This window comes from Kribbella hippodromi (assembly GCF_039531045.1).
GTDB classification, from domain to species: domain Bacteria; phylum Actinomycetota; class Actinomycetes; order Propionibacteriales; family Kribbellaceae; genus Kribbella; species Kribbella hippodromi.
Genome location: NZ_BAAAPH010000006.1, coordinates 39,195 through 58,314 on the forward strand (window position 1 = coordinate 39,195; position 19,120 = coordinate 58,314).

The following is a 19,120-nucleotide window of genomic DNA, read 5'->3' on the forward strand; positions in this document are numbered from 1 at the left end:
CTGACACTCACCCGGCCTGTCCCGTCGGACCGATCATGAGCACACCGAACGCAGTTTCCGAAATCGAGATCCGGGAGCGGATCGACAACCTGCTGACCGGCGTACGCACCGGCGACCTCGGCGCGCTGAAGACGATCTTCGCGCCGGACCTGGTCTCGTTCGACGTCCAGCCCCCACTACGGCACCTCGGCGCGGAGGTGAAACTGGCCAGCTGGGAGCAGATCTTCACCCTCTACCAGCTCCCCATCGGGTACGAAGTACGCGACCTGACTGTCCTTGTCGACGGCGATCTGGCCGTCACCTACGCCGTGAACCGACTCAGCGGAACCCTCGCGACCGGTGCGGAAGCCGGCATGTGGGTCCGCTGGACCGCCGCCTGGCGACGCATCAACGGCACCTGGCGCATCGTCCACGACCAAGTCTCCGTCCCCATGCACTTCCCCGAAGGCCGAGCCGCCACCGACCTCACCCCGTAGCTGATCAATCGGCAGCTCGACAGTACGTATCCGCCCACCGCCCAGCACTTCAGGCGGGCGTCCCGCCCGCGCCGCTGCGCCGTGGGCATATACGTACTGTCGAGCTGCCGACAAACTCAGCCGGTCCGGATCGCGCGGCCGAGGATGTGTGGAGCGGCGGGGGTTTTCTGGTCGGGCGGGAAGTCGAAGGCGTCGAGTTCTTCGATGGTGAAGCCGGCTGTGGTGATGGCGGTGGCGGTGTCGCGGTGGGTGTGGCAGCCGCCGACGAAGAATGGCCAGATGGTTGCGTCCAGGGCGCGTTGTACGGTCGCGAGCCGGCGGCCCGGTTCGGCGGCGACGTGTTCGTAGAAGCGGAGCTCGCCACCAGGTCGCAGGACGCGCCGGGCTTCCGCGAGCGCGATGCTCTGGTCGGGCACCGAGCACAGGACCAGCGAAACCACGACCACGTCCACTGACGCGTCAGGCGCCGGGAGCTGGTTGGCCGTCCCTTCGACGACCTCCACGCGAACCGGCGCCTTGGCCGCCGCCTGCTCGGCGTGAGAGCGAAGGAAGGGCTCCGGCTCAACCGCCAGCACATGCGAGACCCCGGCCGGATAGTGCGCGAAGTTGCCGCCGTCGCCGGCACCGACCTCGATCACCTCGCCGACCACCCCGGCCAGCATCCGCCGCCGGTGCTCGGCCGCGCCGTGCTGGTCCAGAGTCGGGCGCACCCGCGCGTACATCCGGGCAAAGATCGGCCGCTTCATGGCACCTACCTTGTCAGACCCGTGCAGAACTGTCGGATCGCGGCGTACGCCGATCGTCTCCTCTATGACAACTCAGTCGACCAACGAGGAGAAGCACCGTGGCCACCACCGTGAAAGCCATCGACATCGTCGTGTCCGATCTGTCCACCGAGGGCTGGACACCGCCGTCGGTCGGCCGGGCCTTCCTGACCATCGAGTACGACGCCCCGGCGGAAGTCGACGCCGCGTACGAAGAGCTGATCGCCGCCGGCGTGACCAGCCTGCAATCGCCCTTCGACGCGCCGTGGGGGATGCGGTACGCGACCGTGGCCGATCCGTCCGGAAACGGTGTCGATCTGTACGCGAACCTGTCGGCGTCCTGAGTCAGACTGTCGGAAAGGAGGTAGTCGGGTGAAGTTCGTGTTGATGTTCATCGAGACCGAGGAGTTCGCCAAGGAGCTCGAGGCGAAGTCTCCGGAGGAGCGCGAGAAGGCGTACGCGCAGGTGTATCAGTGGTTCGACGACCACAAGGACAAGATCACCGGCGGCAGCAAGCTGCAGGGTGCGGCGACGGCGACGACGGTGCGGTTCGGGGATGGTGCGCCGATGACGACCGATGGGCCGTTCATCGAGGGCAAGGAGGTGATCTCCGGGTTCAGCGAGATCGAGGTCGCGGACCTGGACGAGGCCCTGCGGATGGTGAAGACCTGGCCCGCCTGCCCGATCGTGGAGATCCGCCCGGTCGCGGACATGTGACGGTGCACACCGAGGGCGGCTCGGCGCGGCGCGAGCCGGTGCGGAGCGAGGATGAGTTGGCCCGGGTGGTGCGGGATCATGCGGGGCGGCTTGCCGGATCGCTGGTGTCGTTGCTCGGGGACTTCGCCGCGGCTGAGGATCTGGTGCAGGACGCGGTCGAGGTCGCGCTCAAACGCTGGCCGGTCGAAGGGATCCCGGACCGGCCGGACGCGTGGCTGTTCACGGTCGCGAAGCGCCGCGGCCTGGACGTCCTGCGCCGGCAGCAGAACTATCGCGCCAAGCTCGCCGAGTACCAGGCGCCCGTCCAGCCGCCACCGGACGACCGTTTGCGACTCATCTTCACCTGCTGCCACCCGGCACTGGCTCGCGAGGCGCAGGTCGCCCTGACGCTCCGAGTCGTGTGCGGTCTGACGACGGCTCAGATCGCGGCCGCGTTTCTCGCCTCCGAGTCAGCCGTCTCCCAGCGCATCACCCGGGCCAAACGCAAGATCACCGACGCCGGCATCCCGTACCGCATCCCACGTGACGACGAACTCCCCGAGCGTCTGACCGAGGTCCTCACGGTTATCTACCTGCTCTTCAACGAGGGCTACCTGTCGAGTACGGCCGAACGCGCCCACTCCCGCGACCTGGTCGACGACGCCGAATGGCTCACCGCTCTCCTGCACGGCCTACTGCCCAACGAACCCGAGGTCGCGGGTCTCCTCGCACTCATCCGCCTGCATCGCGCTCGTACGCGGACCCGCTTCACACCAACCGGCGAGCTCGTCCTGCTCGCCGATCAGGATCGAGCGCTCTGGGATCACGACGCGATCGCCGCCGCGACCGGGCTGCTGACCCGGACCGCCCGGCGTCACCACGCGCCCGGTCCGTACCAGCTGCAAGCCGCCATCGCTGCCTGTCACAGCGAAGCCGCGACCTGGTCCGAGACGGACTGGCCGCAGATCCGCGTCCTGTACGACATGCTCCTGGTACTTCAGCCGAGCCCCGTCACGGAACTGCACCGCGCGGTCGCCACGTCGTACGTCGACGGCCCGGCAACCGCACTCGCCGACCTGGACCGTCTGAGCGACGACCTGACCGCGTACCCGCTCTTCCACGCGACCCGGGCGCAGTTCCTCCGTGAACTCGGCCGGGACGACGAGGCCCGAACGGCCGACGAGCGCGCGGCCGACCTGACCACGAACCCGGCCCAGCTGGAGCTGCTGCACGAACGCCTGTCCAACCACCCGGGCTGAGGACTCACGTGCTGCGCACTCCAGTCCGAGGAACGCACAGCGACGTCCAGCACACCCGCGTCGTCGCGGCGAGTCAGACGCTGCGCAGCACCGACACCACGACTCCAAGTACGGTCGCGTTGTCGCCGTCGATCACCTCGTACGCCGGGTTGCGCGGCTCCAAGTACACGTGCCCGTTGCGCCGGCGGTACACCTTGACCGTCGCTTCTTCGTCGATCATCGCGGCGACGATCTGCCCGGAGTGTGCCTCGGACTGCTGCCGGACCACGACGATGTCGCCGTCGCAGATCGCGGCGTCGATCATCGACTCACCACGGACCCGCAACCCGAACACAGTGCCGCGCCCGGTCAGACCGCGAGGGAGTTGCAGTACGTCGTCCACATGCTCGACCGCGGAGATCGGCGTACCGGCCGCGATGTCACCGACCACCGGCACCGGAACGTTGTCGCCGTTGTCCCGCGCGGCCGGCTCCCGCAAGAACATCCGCACGTCGATCGGCCGCGACACCGACGGGCTGCGGCGCAGGAAGCCCTTGTCTTCAAGGCCTGCCAGGTGCCTCGACACCGACGAGGACGACCGCAACCCGACCGCGTCGCCGATCTGCCGGCTGCTCGGCGGATAACCGTGCTGGGTCACCCAGTCCCGGATCACCACCAGGATCTGCTGCTGCCGCTCTGGAAGAGCCGCAAGGTCGAGGTCGCCGAACAGGTCAAGATCAGTCACCGCGAAATCCTAGACGCCCGCCGCTGTAAACCCGGCTCCGACCCGCGGCGGAGTTGGTCTGGGAGCCAGAGCGAGGTGGTGTCGGTGGGCCGGGGGTGGTGGTCACGGATGTGCTCGATCAGTGTTGTCAGATCCGGGTGCTTGTTGGCTCGCAGCCAGATCAGCGACCACGGGTACACCGGCGTCGGGTCCACCACTCGCAGCCGGCGCAGGTTCCGCAGCCATGGCCCGGCCTCGCGCGTCCGCTCTCCCCAGAACGTCACGAGCGACTTCGACTCGGCCACCGTCTCGACCAGGTCCTCGAACCCGAAGTTCGGCCCGGTCGAGTCGATCGTCAGCCCGAAGTCCGCGGACAGCTCGCGATAGAACGCGCCCCACTCGCTGCCGTCGATGATCCCCGGAATCCAGATCGTGTACGCGCGCAACTCGTCCAGCGGAACCGTCGTACGGTTCGCGAGCGGATGCCGGTCGCCGACGATCACCTCATGTGGTTCCAGGTACGCCACCATGCTCTCCAGCCCCGACGGGAGCGGCTCCGGGTGGTACGCGAAGGTCGCATCGATCTCACCGCCGATCAAGGCCGGCACCGCGGCGTTCAGACCACGCAGGACCAGCGTCTTGAGCGCGAGCTCGGGATGCGTCTGATGGAAGTCGAGCATGAGTACGGCGGGCAGCAGCCGGGAACCGAGGATGTCGACGCGCAACGGCCGCACCTCGCTCTGCACCGACTCGACCGCATGCCGCACAGCGATCAGCACCGAGTGCGCGTGCGGCAGGAGCCGCCGTCCTTGCTCGGTCAAGGTCGCGCCGGTCGGCACCCGGTCGAACAAGACAACGCCGAGCGAGGCCTCCAGCGCCGCGATCCGCTTCGACACTGCCTGCTGGCTGAGCTCGAGCCGATCGGCGGCGTACCGGAACTGCCCTTCCTCGGCGACGGCCACGAACGCCCGCAGGCTGTCGAGATTCACGAGACCAGACAGTACAACCGTTGGTTGTCGAGCCGCGTGTCGGGTTGTTTGATCACAACTGAGAACCAGGATTTGGATGAGGACTCCAGACAACTGAGAGTTGTGGAGCCCGGGTGTCTTCGTTCACACATCTGCACGTACACACGCAGTACTCGCTGCTCGACGGCGCCGCGCGGCTGAAGGACCTCTTCGCCGCCTGCGCCGAGCACGGCATGACCCATCTCGCCATCTCCGACCACGGCAACCTGCACGGCGCGTACGACTTCTTCCATCAGGCGCGGAAGAGCGGGATCACCCCGATCATCGGCATCGAGGCGTACGTCGCGCCCGGTTCACGGCGTACGAAGCAACGCGTCCTTTGGGGCCAGCCGCACCAGAAACGCGACGATGTGTCCGGATCGGGCGGCTACACGCACAAGACGATCTGGGCGCGCGATGCGACCGGCCTGCACAACCTGTTCCGGCTGTCCTCCGACGCCTACCAGGAGGGCTGGCTGACGAAATGGCCGCGGATGGACAAGGAGAGCCTGGCGCAATGGTCAGAAGGGCTGATCGCGTCGACCGGATGCCCGTCGGGTGAAGTGCAGACGCGGCTGCGGCTTGGTCAGTTCGACGAGGCGGTCGCGGCAGCGGGGGAGTACCAGGACATCTTCGGCAAGGAGAACTATTTCCTCGAGCTGATGGACCACGGCATCGACATCGAGCGGCGGGTCCGCGACGACCTGCTCGCGGTCGGCCGCCGGCTCGGCATTCCGCCGCTGGTCACGAACGACTCGCATTACACGCGTGCTGATGAGGCGAAAGCGCATGACGTCCTGCTGTGCATCCAGACCGGCAAGACCTTGGCCGAGCCGGACCGCTTCCGGTTCGACGGCTCCGGGTACTACCTCAAGTCCGCCGCCGAGATGTACGCGGTGGACTCCTCGGACGCCTGGCAGGAGGGTTGCCGGAACACCATGGTCGTTGCCGAGCGCATCGATCCGGACGAGATGTTCACCAAGCAGGACCTGATGCCGCGGTTCGCCGTACCGGACGGGTTCACCGAGGTGACCTGGTTCAAGGAAGAGGTGCTGCGCGGGATGCGGCGGCGGTTCCCGGACGGATGGAGCGAGCGATACCAGCAGCTGGCCGAGTACGAGCAGGACGTGATCGTCCAGATGGGCTTCCCGGGGTACTTCCTGGTGGTCGCGGACTTCATCATGTGGGCCAAGGACAACGACATCGCGGTCGGTCCGGGGCGCGGCTCGGCGGCCGGGTCGCTGGTTTCGTACGCGCTCGGCATCACCGACCTGGACCCGATCGAGCACGGGCTGATCTTCGAGCGGTTCCTGAACCCGGAGCGGGTCTCGATGCCGGATGTCGACATCGACTTCGACGAGCGCCGCCGGGTCGAGGTGATCCGGTACGTGACCGAGAAGTACGGCGCGGACAAGGTCGCGATGATCGGCACGTACGGCACCATCAAGGCGAAGAACGCGATCAAGGACTCGGCGCGCGTCCTCGGCTTCCCGTACGCGACCGGTGACCGGATCACCAAGGCGATGCCGCCCGACGTCGGCGGCGCCGGGATCGGCCTGACCGGGATCACCGACCCGGCGCATCCGCGGTACGACGAGGCCGTTCAGGTCCGGACCATGTACGAGAACGAGCCGGATGTGCGGACCGTGATCGACACCGCGAAGGGCGTCGAGGGCCTGGTCCGGCAGATGGGCGTGCACGCGGCCGGCGTGATCATGTCCAGCGAGCCCGTTGTCGACCATGTGCCGGTCTGGGTCCGGCACACCGACGGCGTCACGATCACCCAGTGGGACTACCCGAGTTGCGAGTCGCTCGGGCTGCTCAAGATGGACTTCCTCGGGCTGCGCAACCTGACGATCATCGACGACGCGGTGAAGATGGTCCGGGCGACGCGGGGCGTCGAGATCGAGTTGCTGCGGTTGCCGTTGGATGATGCTCGTACGTTCCAGCTGCTCGGTCGCGGTGACACGCTGGGGGTGTTCCAGTTCGACGGTACGGCGATGCGGGCGCTGCTGCGGTTGATGCGGCCCGACCGGTTCGAGGACATCACGGCCGTGACCGCGCTGTACCGACCGGGGCCGATGGCGATGAACTCGCACAACAACTACGCGCTGCGGAAGAACGGGCTCCAGGAGATCACGCCGATTCATCCCGAGCTGGAGGAGCCGCTGCGCGAGGTGCTCGGGATCACGTACGGGCTGGTGGTGTACCAGGAGCAGGTGCAGAAGGCGGCGCAGATCCTGGCCGGGTACAGCCTTGGTCAAGCCGATCTGCTGCGGCGGGCGATGGGTAAGAAGAAGAAGGAGGTGCTCGATCAGGAGTTCGTGCCGTTCCGGGATGGTTGCCGGAAGCATGGATTCTCGGATGCGGCGACGCAGGCTGTTTGGGACGTGTTGGTGCCGTTCGCCGGGTACGCGTACAACAAGGCGCATGCGGCGGCGTACGCGCTGGTGTCGTACTGGACCGCGTACCTGAAGGCGAACCATCCGGCCGAGTACATGGCCGCCTTGCTGACGTCGGTGCAGGACGACAAGGACAAGTCCGCCGTGTACCTGAACGAATGCCGGCGGATGGGGATCAAGGTACTCCCGCCGGACGTGAACGAATCAGTGGCGAACTTCGCGGCGCAAGGCGATGACGTGGTGCTGTTCGGGCTGTCAGCGGTCCGCAACGTGGGTACCGGAGTCGTCGATGCGATCACGCGCAGCCGGGAGCGCGGCCGGTACACGTCCTTCCCGGACTTTCTCGCGAAGGTCGACAGCGCAGGCTGCAGCAAGCGGGCGATCGAGTCGCTGATCCAGGCCGGTGCTTTCGACACGCTTGGGCATACGCGGAAGGGTTTGCTGGCCCGGCACGAGGAGCTGGTCGAGAACGCGGTCGCGGTGAAGCGCAAGGAAGCCGAAGGCCAGTTCGACTTGTTCGGTACGGCCGAGACGCCCGTCTTCGCCGTGGATGAACATTTCGCTCCGGACGAATGGGACAAGCCCACCCTGCTCGCCCGCGAACGCGAGATGCTCGGTCTGTACGTCTCGGACCATCCGCTTTTCGGCCTGGAACACGTACTCGCCGACCGCTCTGACGCGGCGATCGCCCAGCTATCGGACCGCCCCGACGGTTCGGTCGTCACCATCGGCGGCATCATCTCCAGCCTGCAACGCCGCATCACCAAGAAGGGCGACCCCTGGGCAACCGCAACCGTCGAGGACCTGGCCGGCTCAGTCGAGTGCCTGTTCTTCCCAGCCACCTACCAACTGATATCCGGCCGCCTACTCCAGGACACAGTCGTCGTGATCAAAGGCCGCCTCGACAAGCGCGACGACGTACCGCGCCTGATCGGCTCCGACCTCACCATCCCCGAGCTGACCGCGGCGGGCATCGTCAAACTGGAGATGACCCAAGCCAACGTCGTCCCCCGCACGGTCAACCAACTCCGCGACATCCTCGCCGCCCACCCCGGCTCGTCCGAAGTCCACCTCCGCGTCCGCGGCCCAGCAACCACAACCACTTACCGCCTGGCCTTCCACATCAACCCAACCCCAGAATTCTGGTCCGACCTCAAAGCCGACCTCGCGTCAGTCCGCGCACACCGATAAGCGTTCGCGATCGGCGCTCGACCGATGGAAGAGTGCGCCTATGGATGGTCCGTCGAGTCAGGTACTGGCCGCCTTCGGCCTGAACGATCCTCCCGTCCGCCTCTCCGGCGGCCAGGGCGAGACCTGGTGCTCAGGCACCGTTGTGCTCAAGCGGGCTGACCTGGAGAGCACGTGGCGCGCAGGTGTGCTGAGTGACCTCCCGGAATCGAAGGTCTTTCGGGTGGCGCGACCGGTACCCAGCCGAACGGGCGAGTGGGTCGCGTTCGGCTGGGAGGCGAGCGAGCTGCTGGCCGGCGCCACCGACGTGCGACGGCAAGACGAGGTGCTGGTGGCAGGGGCCGCGTTTCATGAGGCGGTGTCCGGGTTGGGCCGGCCGGATTTCATCGACGCCCGAAACGACCCCTGGGCAGCAGGCGACCGGGTTGCATGGGGCGAGCAGTCAGTAGGTGGGAGTACGGCGTACACCGACCTGGTCGGACCGCTCGTGGCGGCGCGGCGGCCGGTGGAGCTGAGGTCGCAGGTGGTGCACGGAGATCTGCCGGGGAATGTGATGTTCGCTGACGGGCAGCCGCCCGCGATCATCGACTGGCCTGTGTATTGGCGCCCGCCGTCCTGGGCTGCGGCCGTAGCGGTGGCGGACGCGCTGTGCGGGCCGCCTATGCGCCTGTGATCGAGGTGGCGGCCTCGTACGTTGGCTGAGTGGTACGGGCTGCTGCGCGGCGGGCTAGCGGGATGGTGGTGAGGGCGAGGATAGCTAGGGCGGCGCCGATCCAGCCGACTGCGGGGTAGCCGGTGCCGGCGTTGAGGGATAGGCCGCCGAGCCAAGGGCCGACGGTGATGCCGACGTTGAAGGCGGAGATGTTGAAAGCGGCCGCGAGGGTGGGGGCGTCGCCGGCGATGCTGAAGACGCGCGAGTTCACGGCGGGGTTGGTGGCGAAGCCGAAGGTGCCGATGCCGATGATCGCGGGGATTGCCAGCCACGGTGTGCTGGTGGTCAGGGCCAGGACGATCGCCGCGAGGATCAGGCCGATCAGGCCCACCGCGAGGGTGCCGAACGGACGGTCGTCGGCGGTGCGGCCGCTGATCGTGATCCCGATCAGCGCGCCCAGGCCGTACAGGGCGAGGACGACCGGCACCCAGCCCGCGGACAGGCCAGTGGTCTGGGTGAGCAGGGGAGCGAGATAGCTGAAGATCACCAGGATCGCGCCGGTCGACAGCGCGGTCGTCGAGTACGCGAGCCAGAGCTGCGGTTTCGCCATGTTCTTCAGCTCTGCCCGCAGTTCGGGTGCCGACTCCGCGTGGCCGCCCGGGATCGTGGCGAGGACACCGGCGATCGCGAGGACCGAGAGGATGGCGACTGCCCAGAACGCCGACCGCCAGCCGAGGTGCTGGCCGAGCAGCGTACCGGCGGGCAGGCCGATGCTGGTCGCGACGGTGAGGCCGCCGGCCAGGATGCTCATCGCCTTCGCCCGGGCGGCCGGACCGGCGAGTTCGACCGCGGTCACGGACGCGACCGCCCAGAACCCCGCGTACACGAAAGCCCCGGCGACGCGGGTCGCGAGCAGGACGCCGTACGACGAGGTGAGCGCGCCGGCCACATGGGTGAGCGCGAAAATCGCGAGGAACGCGAGCATTGCCGCACGTCGCGACCAGCGCAGTGTGGTGACGGCGAGAATCGGCGCGCCGACCAGCATGCCGACCGCGAACGCGGAGATCAGCAGTCCGGCGGCGGGGATCGTGACGTGCAGCTCACCGGCGATCTCGGGTAGCAGACCCGCCAGCATCAGCTCGGAGGTCCCTTGGGCGAAGATCGCCGCACCGAGGAGATAGACAGCGCGGGGCATCAGTGACTCCTCTCGCTAGTGGAATGATCAGTACAAAACCTGGGCAAGCGTCAAGGCTCGCTCCAGCAGCTCAGAACAGTCGAAGGGCCGTTTCGACGACCGCCTGCTGCTGGGCGCGCGGCGCGTTCCGGCGGGCGGCGACCCGGAGCCCGCCGAGGACGGTGAACACGTAGTTCGCCAGGCCGGCCGCGTCCTGGGCCGGGTCGAGCTCGCCGGTCGCCTGGGCCGCCGCGATCGCGCTGGTCAGAGCGTCGATCTTGAGCTCCTGGTCGCGGTCGATCAGCGCGGTCAGCTCCGCGTCCTTCGGGCCCAGCTCGACGATGGTGTTGATCACGAAGCACCCGGCCGGGTCGTCCGGAAGCGGCTCGACCGCCGACCACAGAATCCGCCGGACCCGCTCCCGGATCGGCAGCGTGCTGTCCTGGATGGCCTCGAGCTGGACGGCGGTGAAGCGCTCGGCATACCGCCGGAGGGCCCGATCGAACAGGGCGTGCTTGCTGGTGAAGGTGTTGTAGATGCTGCTCCGCCCGAGCCCGGTCGCCTCGCACAGGTCCTGCGTCGAGGTCGCCTCGTAGCCAGTGCGCCAGAAGACCCGCATCGCGGCCTCCACCGCACTGTCCTCGTCGAACGTCCGTGGTCTGGCCATGTCTCCGACCGTAGCACGTTCTGGACTGATCTATCCAAAATACCCCCGATAGCATCTGCGCATCGAGACGAGTGGCAGCGGCTCTTCGACAACGGGACCGCCGCTCGGTTTCACTCGGGGGCGTTGTCCGACAAGCAACTGGGGAGCATCGTGAGGTTGTTCAGACCTGGGGGGCTGGTACTCGCCCTCGCGCTGGTAGCGGGAATCACCGCTACCGGCCCGGCGGCCGCCGACGAGACCAGAACGGTCTCCTACCGCGGCTACCAAATAACCGTTCCGGCATCGTGGCCCGTGGTCGACCTGGCCGCCAACCCGACCGCGTGCGTACGGCTCGACCGGCCGGCCGTCTACCTGGGCCGCAGCACGGCACAGTCCGACTGCCCCGCCCACCTGGTTGGCCGGAGCTCAGGCCTGATCCTGGAGCCACTGACCACCGCGCAGCCGTCGACCGACGGACTGCTGCGCCGCCAGATCACCGCCGCGGGCGTACTCGCGACCGCGTACTACCCGCCGGGCGCCGAGGCTGCCGCGAACGGACTGCTCGCCGCCGGCCGGGTGGTCACCAAGACGCCTTCGGGCCACGCGGCGGTTGCCCGGCCGCTCGCCGTGACCCCCTCAATCGTTGCCACCGGCAACTTCGCTGGATATGGCTTCGACGCCTGCGACGCGCCGACCCAGGCCACGATGGACGCGTGGCGCCCGACCTACCAGGGCGTCGGCATCTACATCAGCGGTTCGGTCCGGACGTGTGCCACGCAGCCGAATCTGACGCCTGCCTGGGTGTCGGCGAATGCGGCCAAGGGCTGGCAGTTCCAGCTCCTCGACGTTGGCCTGCAAGCGCCGTGCTCGACGCGGTTCTCGGCCTCGAACCGGATGTCGGCCGTCGCGGCGACCGCGCTGTCGCAGGGCCGGAACGCCGCGATCAACTCGGTCGCCGCCGCGCAGGCACTCGGGTTCGCCCAGCGCAGTGCGATTTACAGCGACATCGAGGACTATCCCTCCACCGCGGCGTGCAAGGCGGCTGTGCTGTCGTACTTGAGCGGTTGGACGCAGGAGCTCAACTCGCGTGGGTATGTCGGCGGGGCGTACGTCAGCGCCGCGTCCGGTGGGGCGGATCTCGCGAGCGCGTACACGAGCACGGCGTACACGCGGCCGGACAACATCTGGTTCGCCCACTGGGGATCGGTGCCGGTCGGGACGAGCAAGTACATCCCGGCGACGTACTGGAACAACCACCAGCGGGTGCACCAGTTCGCGGGCGATCAGTCCGAAACCAACGGTGGCGTGACGATGAAGATCGACCGGAACTACGTCAACCTGACCGCACCGCCGCCGCCTGTGTCGAGCGCCAGTGTTACCGGTGGGGTCGCGGCTGCCACGCTGCGCTGGACCAAGCCGGCCAACACCACGCTGGGTCAGATCATGGTCCGCCGGGCGGTCGGCTCGACTCCGCCGCCGCTGCCGATCTCGGGTACGGCGGTGTACAACGGCACGGCGAGCATGTTCACCCAGACCGGCCTGTCGAACTCGGCCAGCTACGCGTACCGCGTGTGGGTGAAGGACAGCAAGGGCAAGATCGGGCCCGGTGTCGACGTACGTCTCGTTGGTACGAAGGCAACGATCGGTGCGACGCCGGCCTCGGTGATGTACACGGGTGCGGTGACGGTGTCGACGACCGTGACCCGGCTGGACGGCGCCGCGAAGCTGGCCGGCGTACCGGTGGTGCTGTACTCGAAGGCGAAGAACGCGACGAAGTGGTCGACGGTCGGATCGTTCAAGTCGGATGCCAACGGGGTCGTGACGACTGCGCAGAAGCCGGCCGTGTCCACGTACTACATGTGGGGCTACAACGGCGCGGTCGGCCTGCTCGGTACGCGTAGTGCGGCGACGCTGGTAGAGGTACGACCGGCGATGTCGGCGTACCTGACGCCCGGCGCGATCAAGCTCGGCGCATCGACGTTGTTGTACGGGTATCTGAACCCGCCGCACGCGGGCATGACCGCGTACCTGCAGCGGCGGTCGGGTACTTCGTGGGCGGCCGTGACAACTGGGAAGCTCACCACGAACGGGAAGTTCGCGTTCAGCATCAAGCCGACGGCTCGGGGCACATACACGTACCGCGTGGTGTGGCTCGCGGACGCCGACCACCAAGGTACGCAGACGGCGTCGAAGGTCCTGACAGTCAGCTGATAAGGAGGTCGGCCGCCGCACTCCGCGCGAGTTCGATCGCGTGCGCCGCGAGCGGGGAGTGCGTGCGGCCGGCCTGCCACAGCAAGAAGATCTCGCGGGGCGGGAGCTCCGGAGTCAGGTCGTGCAGCGCCAAGGCCGGGTCGTCGCGGAGCACGGCGAGCCGCGGGGCGAGTGCCGCACCGAGCCCGGCGCGGACCATGGCGAGTAGTGCCTCGTTGCCTTCCGTACGGAACACGAATCGCGGGTGGATGTCGCGCGTACGCAGGAAATCCTCGACCACGACCTGGTGACAGATCGCCGGATGCGCGACCAGCGACAGCTGGTGGAGGGTTTTGAGCGGGACCGGGCCGGCCGGGAAGTCGCCGGGGCGCGCCACGAGTACGTACGGGTCGTCGAGCAGCTTGAGGTCCTCGAGGCCGTCGCCGGCTGGGCCATCGAAGAACATCAGGTCGAGGCCGGACAGGTCCGGATCGTCGGTTTCCTCCTCGAACAGGCGGATGTCACAGCCCGGATGCGCGTCGCGGAGCTCGCGGATCATCGGTGGCAGCAAGGTGTTCGAGACGGTCTGGAACGTACCGATGTCGATCCGGCTGTCGCCCGCCCGGAAGCGCTCGATCCCGTCGGCCAGCTCGTCGGCGCGGCGCAACAGGTCTCGTCCGTGCCGCAGCACGACGGCGCCGAGCTGCGTGATCCGGACCGGCTTCGGCCCGCCCGGACGATCGAACAGTGCGCCGCCCGCCGCCTTCTCCAGAACGGCGATCTGCTGGCTGACGCTCGACTGCGTGTACCCGAGCCGGTGCGCGGCGCGCCCGAACGTGCCTTCGTCCGCGACTGCTGCGAGGGTGGCGAGGTGGCGTAGCTCGTACATGACCGGAGTCTATCGCCGTGGACGATCGGTTTGATCGGAATCAATCGCTTTTCATGATCGCTGGCCAGCTTCTACGGTCGTTTCATGACCACTGAGAAGCTCTACCGCCTCAACGGCGTGGAACTGTGCGCGGAGACGTTCGGGGCTCCGGCCGACCCGGCGATCCTGCTGATCCACGGCGCCGGCGCCTCGATGATCTGGTGGGACGACCGACTCTGCGGCCGGCTCGCCGAGCACGGCCGGTACGTCATCCGGTACGACCAGCGCGACACCGGCCGATCGACCTCGTATCCGGTCGGCGCGCCGCAGTACGCGATGAGCGACCTGGCCGCCGACGCCGCCGCGCTGCTCGATGCCCTTGGGGTCGAGCAAGCACATGTGATCGCGCAGTCGATGTCCGGCGGGATCGCACTCATCCTCGGCGTCGATCACCCGGACCGGGTCGCGTCGTTGACCATCGTTTCGTCGAGCACCGGCGACGAAGGGCTGCCGCCGCCCGTGCCGACGATGCCACGGGTGGAGGCTCCGGATTTCGGCGACCGGGCGGCCGTCGAGGAGTACGTCGTCCGGGCGATCGAGGCGGAGGCGGCAGGACAGTTCGACGAGGCGTCGGCGCGGGCGCTGGTCCGCGCGGACCTGGCGCGGACGCGGGATTACGAGGCCGCGATGACGAACCACTACGCGATGACATTCGACGGTCCGCGGCACGGCGGGTTCGGCGAGCTGACCCAGCCGGTGCTCGTGATCCATGGCGACGCGGACCCGCTCCTTCCGCTACCGCACGGTGCGGCGATTCGGGACGCGGTGCCGGGCGCGAGGTGGTTGGTGATGCCTGGGATGGGGCATGGGTTGTCGGAGCCGTACTGGGACGCGTTCGTGGCCGCGGTCCTCGAGCACACGCGTTGATGACACTAGGAGCGATGAATGAAGTACGCGGTTTGGGTGCCGTTGTTCGACGAATTGGCTGATCCGGTGCAGGTGGCGCGGCTGGCTGCCGCGGCCGAGGAGTCCGGGTGGGACGGGTTCTTCGTGTGGGATCAGTTGTGGTGGCGGGCGCCCGTACGCGAGGTCGCGGACCCATGGATCACGATGAGCGCGATCGCGGCCGCGACCGAACGGCTGCGGATCGGTCCGATGGTCACGCCGGTCGCGCGCCGCCGGCCGACGAAACTGTTGCGCGAGACAACGACTCTGGATCAGTTGTCGGCCGGGCGGTTGATCCTCGGGATCGGGTTGGGCAGCGACCGGTTCGCGCAGGAGTACTCGAAAACCGGCGAAGAACTGAACGACCGGATCCGGGCCGAGCAAATGGACGAGACACTGGACATCCTGACCGCGGGGTGGACCGGGGAGCCGGTGCAGCATCACGGCAAGCATCACGTGGTTGATGACGTGCGGTTCCTGCCGCGGCCGGTGGCTGGTCGCGTACCCATCTGGGCGGCGGCTTTTCCTGGCAGCGCAAAGCCGGTCCGCCGGGCGGCACGGTATGACGGGTTCTTTCCGGTGCACCTCACGTCGGCGGAGCAACTCGCCGACGCGGCCGAGGTGATCCGCTCGCTGCGTGGCAGCCTGGACGGCTACGACGTCGCGATCGCGCCGGAACAGGGCACCGACCCCCGCCCGTACGCCGCCGCTGGGGCGACCTGGTGGCTGACGGACACCGATCCCGAGACGCTCCGGCTCGCCGACGCCCGCGCGATCATCACGGCCGGCCCGCCGCAGTAGTCAGGCGGACCAAAGCAGTTAGGCGAGCGGCTGCCTGGGTACCGAACGCGGTCACCGAAAGGAGCCGACAATGTCGAAGATCGCATTCCTGGTCGCCGGCGAGGGGACCGAGCGGGTTGAGCTGACCGAGCCGTGGAAGGCCGTCAGCGATGCCGGACATGAACCAGTACTGCTCAGTCCGGAAGCCGGAGAGGTGCAGACGTTCAATCACCTGACCGCCGCGGAAACCGCGAAGGTGGACCAGGTCGTCAAGAAGGCCTCGGTCGACGACTACGCCGCGCTGGTGCTGCCAGGCGGAGTCGCGAATCCGGATGCGTTGCGGACCGACGCTGACGCGGTCCGGTTCGTGAAGGCCTTCATGGACTCCGGGAAGCCGGTCGCGGCGATCTGTCACGCGCCGTGGACGCTGGTGGAGGCGGACGTGGTGCGCGGGCGGACGATGACGTCCTGGCCGAGTCTGCAGACCGATCTCCGCAACGCCGGCGCGAACTGGGTCGACAAGAGCGTGGTCACCGACGGGAACCTGATCACCAGCCGCAAACCGGACGATCTGCCGGTGTTCGGGAAGACGTTGCTGGCGGCTCTCGGCTGACTGTTCCCGGCTGACGGGGGTTTTGCTGCCGCGGGTTCAGGTGTCTAATCGAAAGGGTTGCGGTAGTTCGGGAGGTCCGCATGGCGACTGTGGGTGGACAGGCCGGGATCGCTGCACGCACCGGACCGGCCGCCGCACCACAGCGGCGACAGCTCGGGCGGGCGATCGGACGGGTGCTGTCGACAACCGATCACAAGGTGATCGGCCAGCTGTACCTGATCACGTCGTTCTGCTTCTTCCTGATCGGCGGTGTGATGGCGCTGATCATCCGGGCGGAGCTGGCCAAGCCGGGCCTGCAGTTCGTCAACGAAGAGGTCTACAACCAGCTCTTCACGATGCACGGCACGATCATGCTGCTGTTGTTCGCGACGCCGCTGTTCGTTGGCTTTGCCAATGTCATCATGCCGGTGCAGATCGGTTCGCCCGATGTGGCGTTCCCGCGGCTGAACATGTTCAGCTATTGGCTGTTCCTGTTCGGCGGCCTGATCACGCTCGGCGCGTTCCTCACCCCCGGCGGAGCGGCGGACTTCGGCTGGACCGCGTACTCGCCGCTGTCGAACGCGATCCGATCGCCGGGCGTCGGCGGTGACATGTGGATCATGGGCCTGTACATGGCCGGTCTGGGGACGATCCTCGGCGGCGTCAACTTCGTCACCACGATCATCACCATGCGCGCGCCGGGCATGACCATGTTCCGGCTCCCGATCTTTTGCTGGAACGTCCTGGTCACGTCGATCCTGGTACTGATCGCATTCCCGATCTTGGCGGCAGCGCTGCTCGTACTGGAAGCGGATCGATCGCTTGGGGCGCATGTCTTCGATGCTGCCAATGGTGGGCCGATACTTTGGCAGCACCTGTTCTGGTTCTTCGGGCATCCAGAGGTGTACATCATCGCGCTGCCGTTCTTCGGGATCGTCACCGAAGTGCTGCCCGTGTTCAGTCGCAAACCGGTGTTCGGGTACATGGGTCTGGTCGCCGCCACGATGGGCATCGGCGCGTTGTCGATCGCGGTCTGGGCGCACCACATGTTCACCACCGGCGCGGTCGCGCTGCCGTTCTTCTCGTTCATGACGTTCCTGATCGCCGTGCCGACCGGGGTGAAGTTCTTCAACTGGATCGGCACGATGTGGGGCGGTGCGGTGTCGCTCGAAACGCCGATGCTGTGGTCGATCGGCTTCCTGGTCACGTTCCTGTTCGGTGGTCTGACCGGGGTGATCCTGGCGTCGCCGTCATTGGATTACCAGTTGCAGGATTCGTACTTCGTCGTTGCGCACTTCCACTACGTGGTCTTCGGCACGGTGGTGTTCGCGATGTTCGCCGGGTTCTATTTCTGGTGGCCGAAGATGACCGGGCGGATGCTCGACGAGAAGCTGGGGAAGCTGCACTTCTGGTTGCTGTTCATCGGCTTCCACACCACGTTCCTCGTCCAGCACTGGCTGGGGGTTGAGGGCATGCCGCGGCGGTACGCGGACTACAGCCCGGCGGACGGCTTCACGACGCTGAACGAGGTGTCGAGCGTCGGCGCGTTCATCTTGGGTATGTCGATGCTGCCGTTCTTCTACAACGTGTACAAGTCGCGGCGCAGTCCGCGGGTCGAGGTGGACGATCCGTGGGGCTGGGGGAGATCGTTGGAGTGGGCAACCAGTTGTCCGCCGCCGCGGCACAACTTCGTGTCGCTGCCGCGGATCCGGTCCGAGTCGCCGGCGTTCGATCTGCACCATCCGGAGCTCGCGCCGTACGCCCATCGGCGATCGATCGAGCTTTAGGGGAGCTCGCTCAGGAGGCGCGTCAGCTCCTGGTTGGTGCGCTGGGGCGACGGGCTGGTGGAGGCGAGCAGGGCGAGCGCTTGGGTGTACGCCTCGACGTCGTCGCGCTTGTCGAGGTAGAGCGCGCTGGTCAGATGCTCCAGGTAGACGATGTCCGGGAGGTCGCGCTGCGGGAACCGGAGCAGTGAGAATGCTCCACCGGTCGCCGCATGGCCGGTGCTGTGGAGCGGGATGATCTGGATCGTCACGTTCGGCCGGGTGATGGCTTGGCGGAGGGCGGTCAGTTGCTCGCGGAGCACGCCGGGGCCGCCGATCGGGCGGTGCAGGACGGCTTCCTCGATGACCGCCCAGAACTTGAGCGGCGGTTCGCGGTCGAGTACGCGCTGGCGGCGAGTGCGGAGGGCGACGACGCGCTCGATCTCAGCGTCGGTGCGTGGTCCGCCGGGCGTCAGTTGCGCCACGGCCCGCGCGTACGCGGCAGTTTGCAGCAGGCCTGGTACGAACTGGATCTCGTAGCTGCGGATCAGGTCGGCGGTCACCTCGAGCCCCAGGTACGCGTCGAACCAGTCCGGGGTGACGTCACCGTAGCGGTGCCACCAGCCCGGGTCGTTCGCTTCTCTCGCCAGGTCGAGCAGACGCTCCCGCTCGCGGGCGTCCGCCACCCCGTACAAGCTGAGCAGGTCGGACACATCCCGCTGCTTGAAGCCGACCCGCCCGAGCTCCAGCCGGCTGATCTTCGACTCCGAAGCACGGATCGCCCAGCCGGCGTCCGTACGCGAAACCCCGGCGCGCTCACGCAACTCCCGCAGATGACTCCCCAACATCATCCGCAAAGCCGTCGGCCCCACCACCCCACGCCCCGCCATACCCCCACTCTACATCATTATCGAACAAATGTTCCCATGCAATCCCACCCTGCTTGCCGCCGCTGACGGACAGGCCGCCGGACTGCCCGCGACGTCGACCATCCGCACGACGGACTGGCGGCTTG

The 19,120-nt window shown here is 67.5% G+C and carries 18 protein-coding genes; 11 read left to right on the forward strand and 7 right to left on the reverse strand.

Translation table 11 applies throughout. The annotated features are described in order from the left end of the window. The first annotated feature begins 35 nt into the window (after positions 1–35). Positions 36–476, forward strand: a complete 441-nt coding sequence (locus ABD260_RS10785) for a YybH family protein (protein ID WP_344233269.1) — start codon at positions 36–38, stop codon at positions 474–476. Positions 477–592: 116 nt separating this feature from the next. Here ABD260_RS10785 and ABD260_RS10790 read toward each other — a convergent pair whose 3' ends face one another. Further along, positions 593–1,222, reverse strand: a complete 630-nt coding sequence (locus ABD260_RS10790) for a class I SAM-dependent methyltransferase (RefSeq protein ID WP_344233270.1) — start codon at positions 1,220–1,222, stop codon at positions 593–595. A gap of 98 nt (positions 1,223–1,320) precedes the next feature. On the opposite strand from ABD260_RS10790, the gene ABD260_RS10795 reads away from it, so the two are divergent. From ABD260_RS10795 to ABD260_RS10805, 3 genes are read left to right on the forward strand one after another with little or no spacing between them, the layout of a single operon-like run. Then, on the forward strand, positions 1,321–1,584 hold the full coding sequence (locus ABD260_RS10795) for a VOC family protein (protein ID WP_344233271.1): 264 nt from the start codon (positions 1,321–1,323) through the stop codon (positions 1,582–1,584). Positions 1,585–1,612: 28 nt separating this feature from the next. Then, complete coding sequence (locus tag ABD260_RS10800) at positions 1,613–1,957, forward strand: YciI family protein (RefSeq protein ID WP_344233272.1); 345 nt, start codon at positions 1,613–1,615, stop codon at positions 1,955–1,957. Then, positions 1,954–3,195, forward strand: a complete 1,242-nt coding sequence (locus ABD260_RS10805) for an RNA polymerase sigma factor (protein WP_344233273.1) — start codon at positions 1,954–1,956, stop codon at positions 3,193–3,195. The genes ABD260_RS10800 and ABD260_RS10805 overlap by 4 nt, the downstream gene beginning before the upstream one ends. Positions 3,196–3,268: 73 nt before the next feature. Here the strand turns inward: ABD260_RS10805 and lexA are convergent, their stop codons facing one another. Together lexA and ABD260_RS10815 are read right to left on the reverse strand one after the other, a co-directional pair. Then, complete coding sequence (lexA, locus tag ABD260_RS10810) at positions 3,269–3,919, reverse strand: transcriptional repressor LexA (protein WP_344233274.1); 651 nt, start codon at positions 3,917–3,919, stop codon at positions 3,269–3,271. Further along, a complete protein-coding gene (locus ABD260_RS10815) occupies positions 3,916–4,887 on the reverse strand; it encodes a LysR family transcriptional regulator (RefSeq protein WP_344233275.1) in 972 nt (323 codons plus the stop codon). Before ABD260_RS10815 ends, lexA begins: the two co-directional genes overlap by 4 nt. 113 nt (positions 4,888–5,000) lie before the next feature. Here ABD260_RS10815 and dnaE point away from each other — a divergent pair, with 113 nt between their 5' ends. Further along, positions 5,001–8,498, forward strand: coding sequence for a DNA polymerase III subunit alpha (gene dnaE / locus ABD260_RS10820; protein WP_344233276.1), 3,498 nt, complete (start codon positions 5,001–5,003; stop codon positions 8,496–8,498). A 40-nt stretch (positions 8,499–8,538) separates the two neighbouring features. Next, positions 8,539–9,168, forward strand: a complete 630-nt coding sequence (locus ABD260_RS10825) for a phosphotransferase (RefSeq protein ID WP_344233277.1) — start codon at positions 8,539–8,541, stop codon at positions 9,166–9,168. Here ABD260_RS10825 and ABD260_RS10830 read toward each other — a convergent pair. Next, a complete protein-coding gene (locus tag ABD260_RS10830) occupies positions 9,155–10,342 on the reverse strand; it encodes a Cmx/CmrA family chloramphenicol efflux MFS transporter (RefSeq protein ID WP_344233278.1) in 1,188 nt (395 codons plus the stop codon). The two genes, ABD260_RS10825 and ABD260_RS10830, sit on opposite strands and share 14 nt — an antisense overlap. A gap of 70 nt (positions 10,343–10,412) precedes the next feature. Continuing rightward, on the reverse strand, positions 10,413–10,988 hold the full coding sequence (locus ABD260_RS10835) for a TetR/AcrR family transcriptional regulator (RefSeq protein WP_344233279.1): 576 nt from the start codon (positions 10,986–10,988) through the stop codon (positions 10,413–10,415). 150 nt (positions 10,989–11,138) lie between these two features. On the opposite strand from ABD260_RS10835, the gene ABD260_RS10840 reads away from it, so the two are divergent. Continuing rightward, positions 11,139–13,178: a glycoside hydrolase domain-containing protein gene (locus tag ABD260_RS10840; protein ID WP_344233280.1), complete on the forward strand. Its 2,040-nt coding sequence runs from the start codon at positions 11,139–11,141 to the stop codon at positions 13,176–13,178. On the opposite strand, the gene ABD260_RS10845 is transcribed toward ABD260_RS10840, so the two are convergent. Continuing rightward, on the reverse strand, positions 13,171–14,046 hold the full coding sequence (locus ABD260_RS10845) for a LysR family transcriptional regulator (protein ID WP_344233281.1): 876 nt from the start codon (positions 14,044–14,046) through the stop codon (positions 13,171–13,173). The two genes, ABD260_RS10840 and ABD260_RS10845, sit on opposite strands and share 8 nt — an antisense overlap. A gap of 84 nt (positions 14,047–14,130) precedes the next feature. Between ABD260_RS10845 and ABD260_RS10850 the strand changes: the two genes are divergently transcribed. The 4 genes from ABD260_RS10850 (at position 14,131) to ctaD (ending at position 18,129) form a co-directional block, all read left to right on the forward strand. After that, a complete protein-coding gene (locus tag ABD260_RS10850; protein ID WP_344233282.1) occupies positions 14,131–14,952 on the forward strand; it encodes an alpha/beta fold hydrolase in 822 nt (273 codons plus the stop codon). Positions 14,953–14,970: 18 nt separating this feature from the next. Then, on the forward strand, positions 14,971–15,771 hold the full coding sequence (locus ABD260_RS10855) for an LLM class flavin-dependent oxidoreductase (protein WP_344233283.1): 801 nt from the start codon (positions 14,971–14,973) through the stop codon (positions 15,769–15,771). A 70-nt stretch (positions 15,772–15,841) separates the two neighbouring features. Next, a complete protein-coding gene (locus tag ABD260_RS10860; protein WP_344233284.1) occupies positions 15,842–16,363 on the forward strand; it encodes a type 1 glutamine amidotransferase domain-containing protein in 522 nt (173 codons plus the stop codon). An 80-nt stretch (positions 16,364–16,443) separates the two neighbouring features. Continuing rightward, positions 16,444–18,129 carry an aa3-type cytochrome oxidase subunit I gene (gene ctaD / locus ABD260_RS10865; RefSeq protein ID WP_344233285.1) on the forward strand — a complete coding sequence of 562 codons (1,686 nt, stop codon included), beginning with the start codon at positions 16,444–16,446 and terminating at the stop codon, positions 18,127–18,129. On the opposite strand, the gene ABD260_RS10870 is transcribed toward ctaD, so the two are convergent. Then, a complete protein-coding gene (locus ABD260_RS10870; RefSeq protein ID WP_344233286.1) occupies positions 18,126–18,995 on the reverse strand; it encodes a helix-turn-helix domain-containing protein in 870 nt (289 codons plus the stop codon). The genes ctaD and ABD260_RS10870 overlap by 4 nt on opposite strands. Between the last annotated feature and the right edge of the window lie 125 nt (positions 18,996–19,120).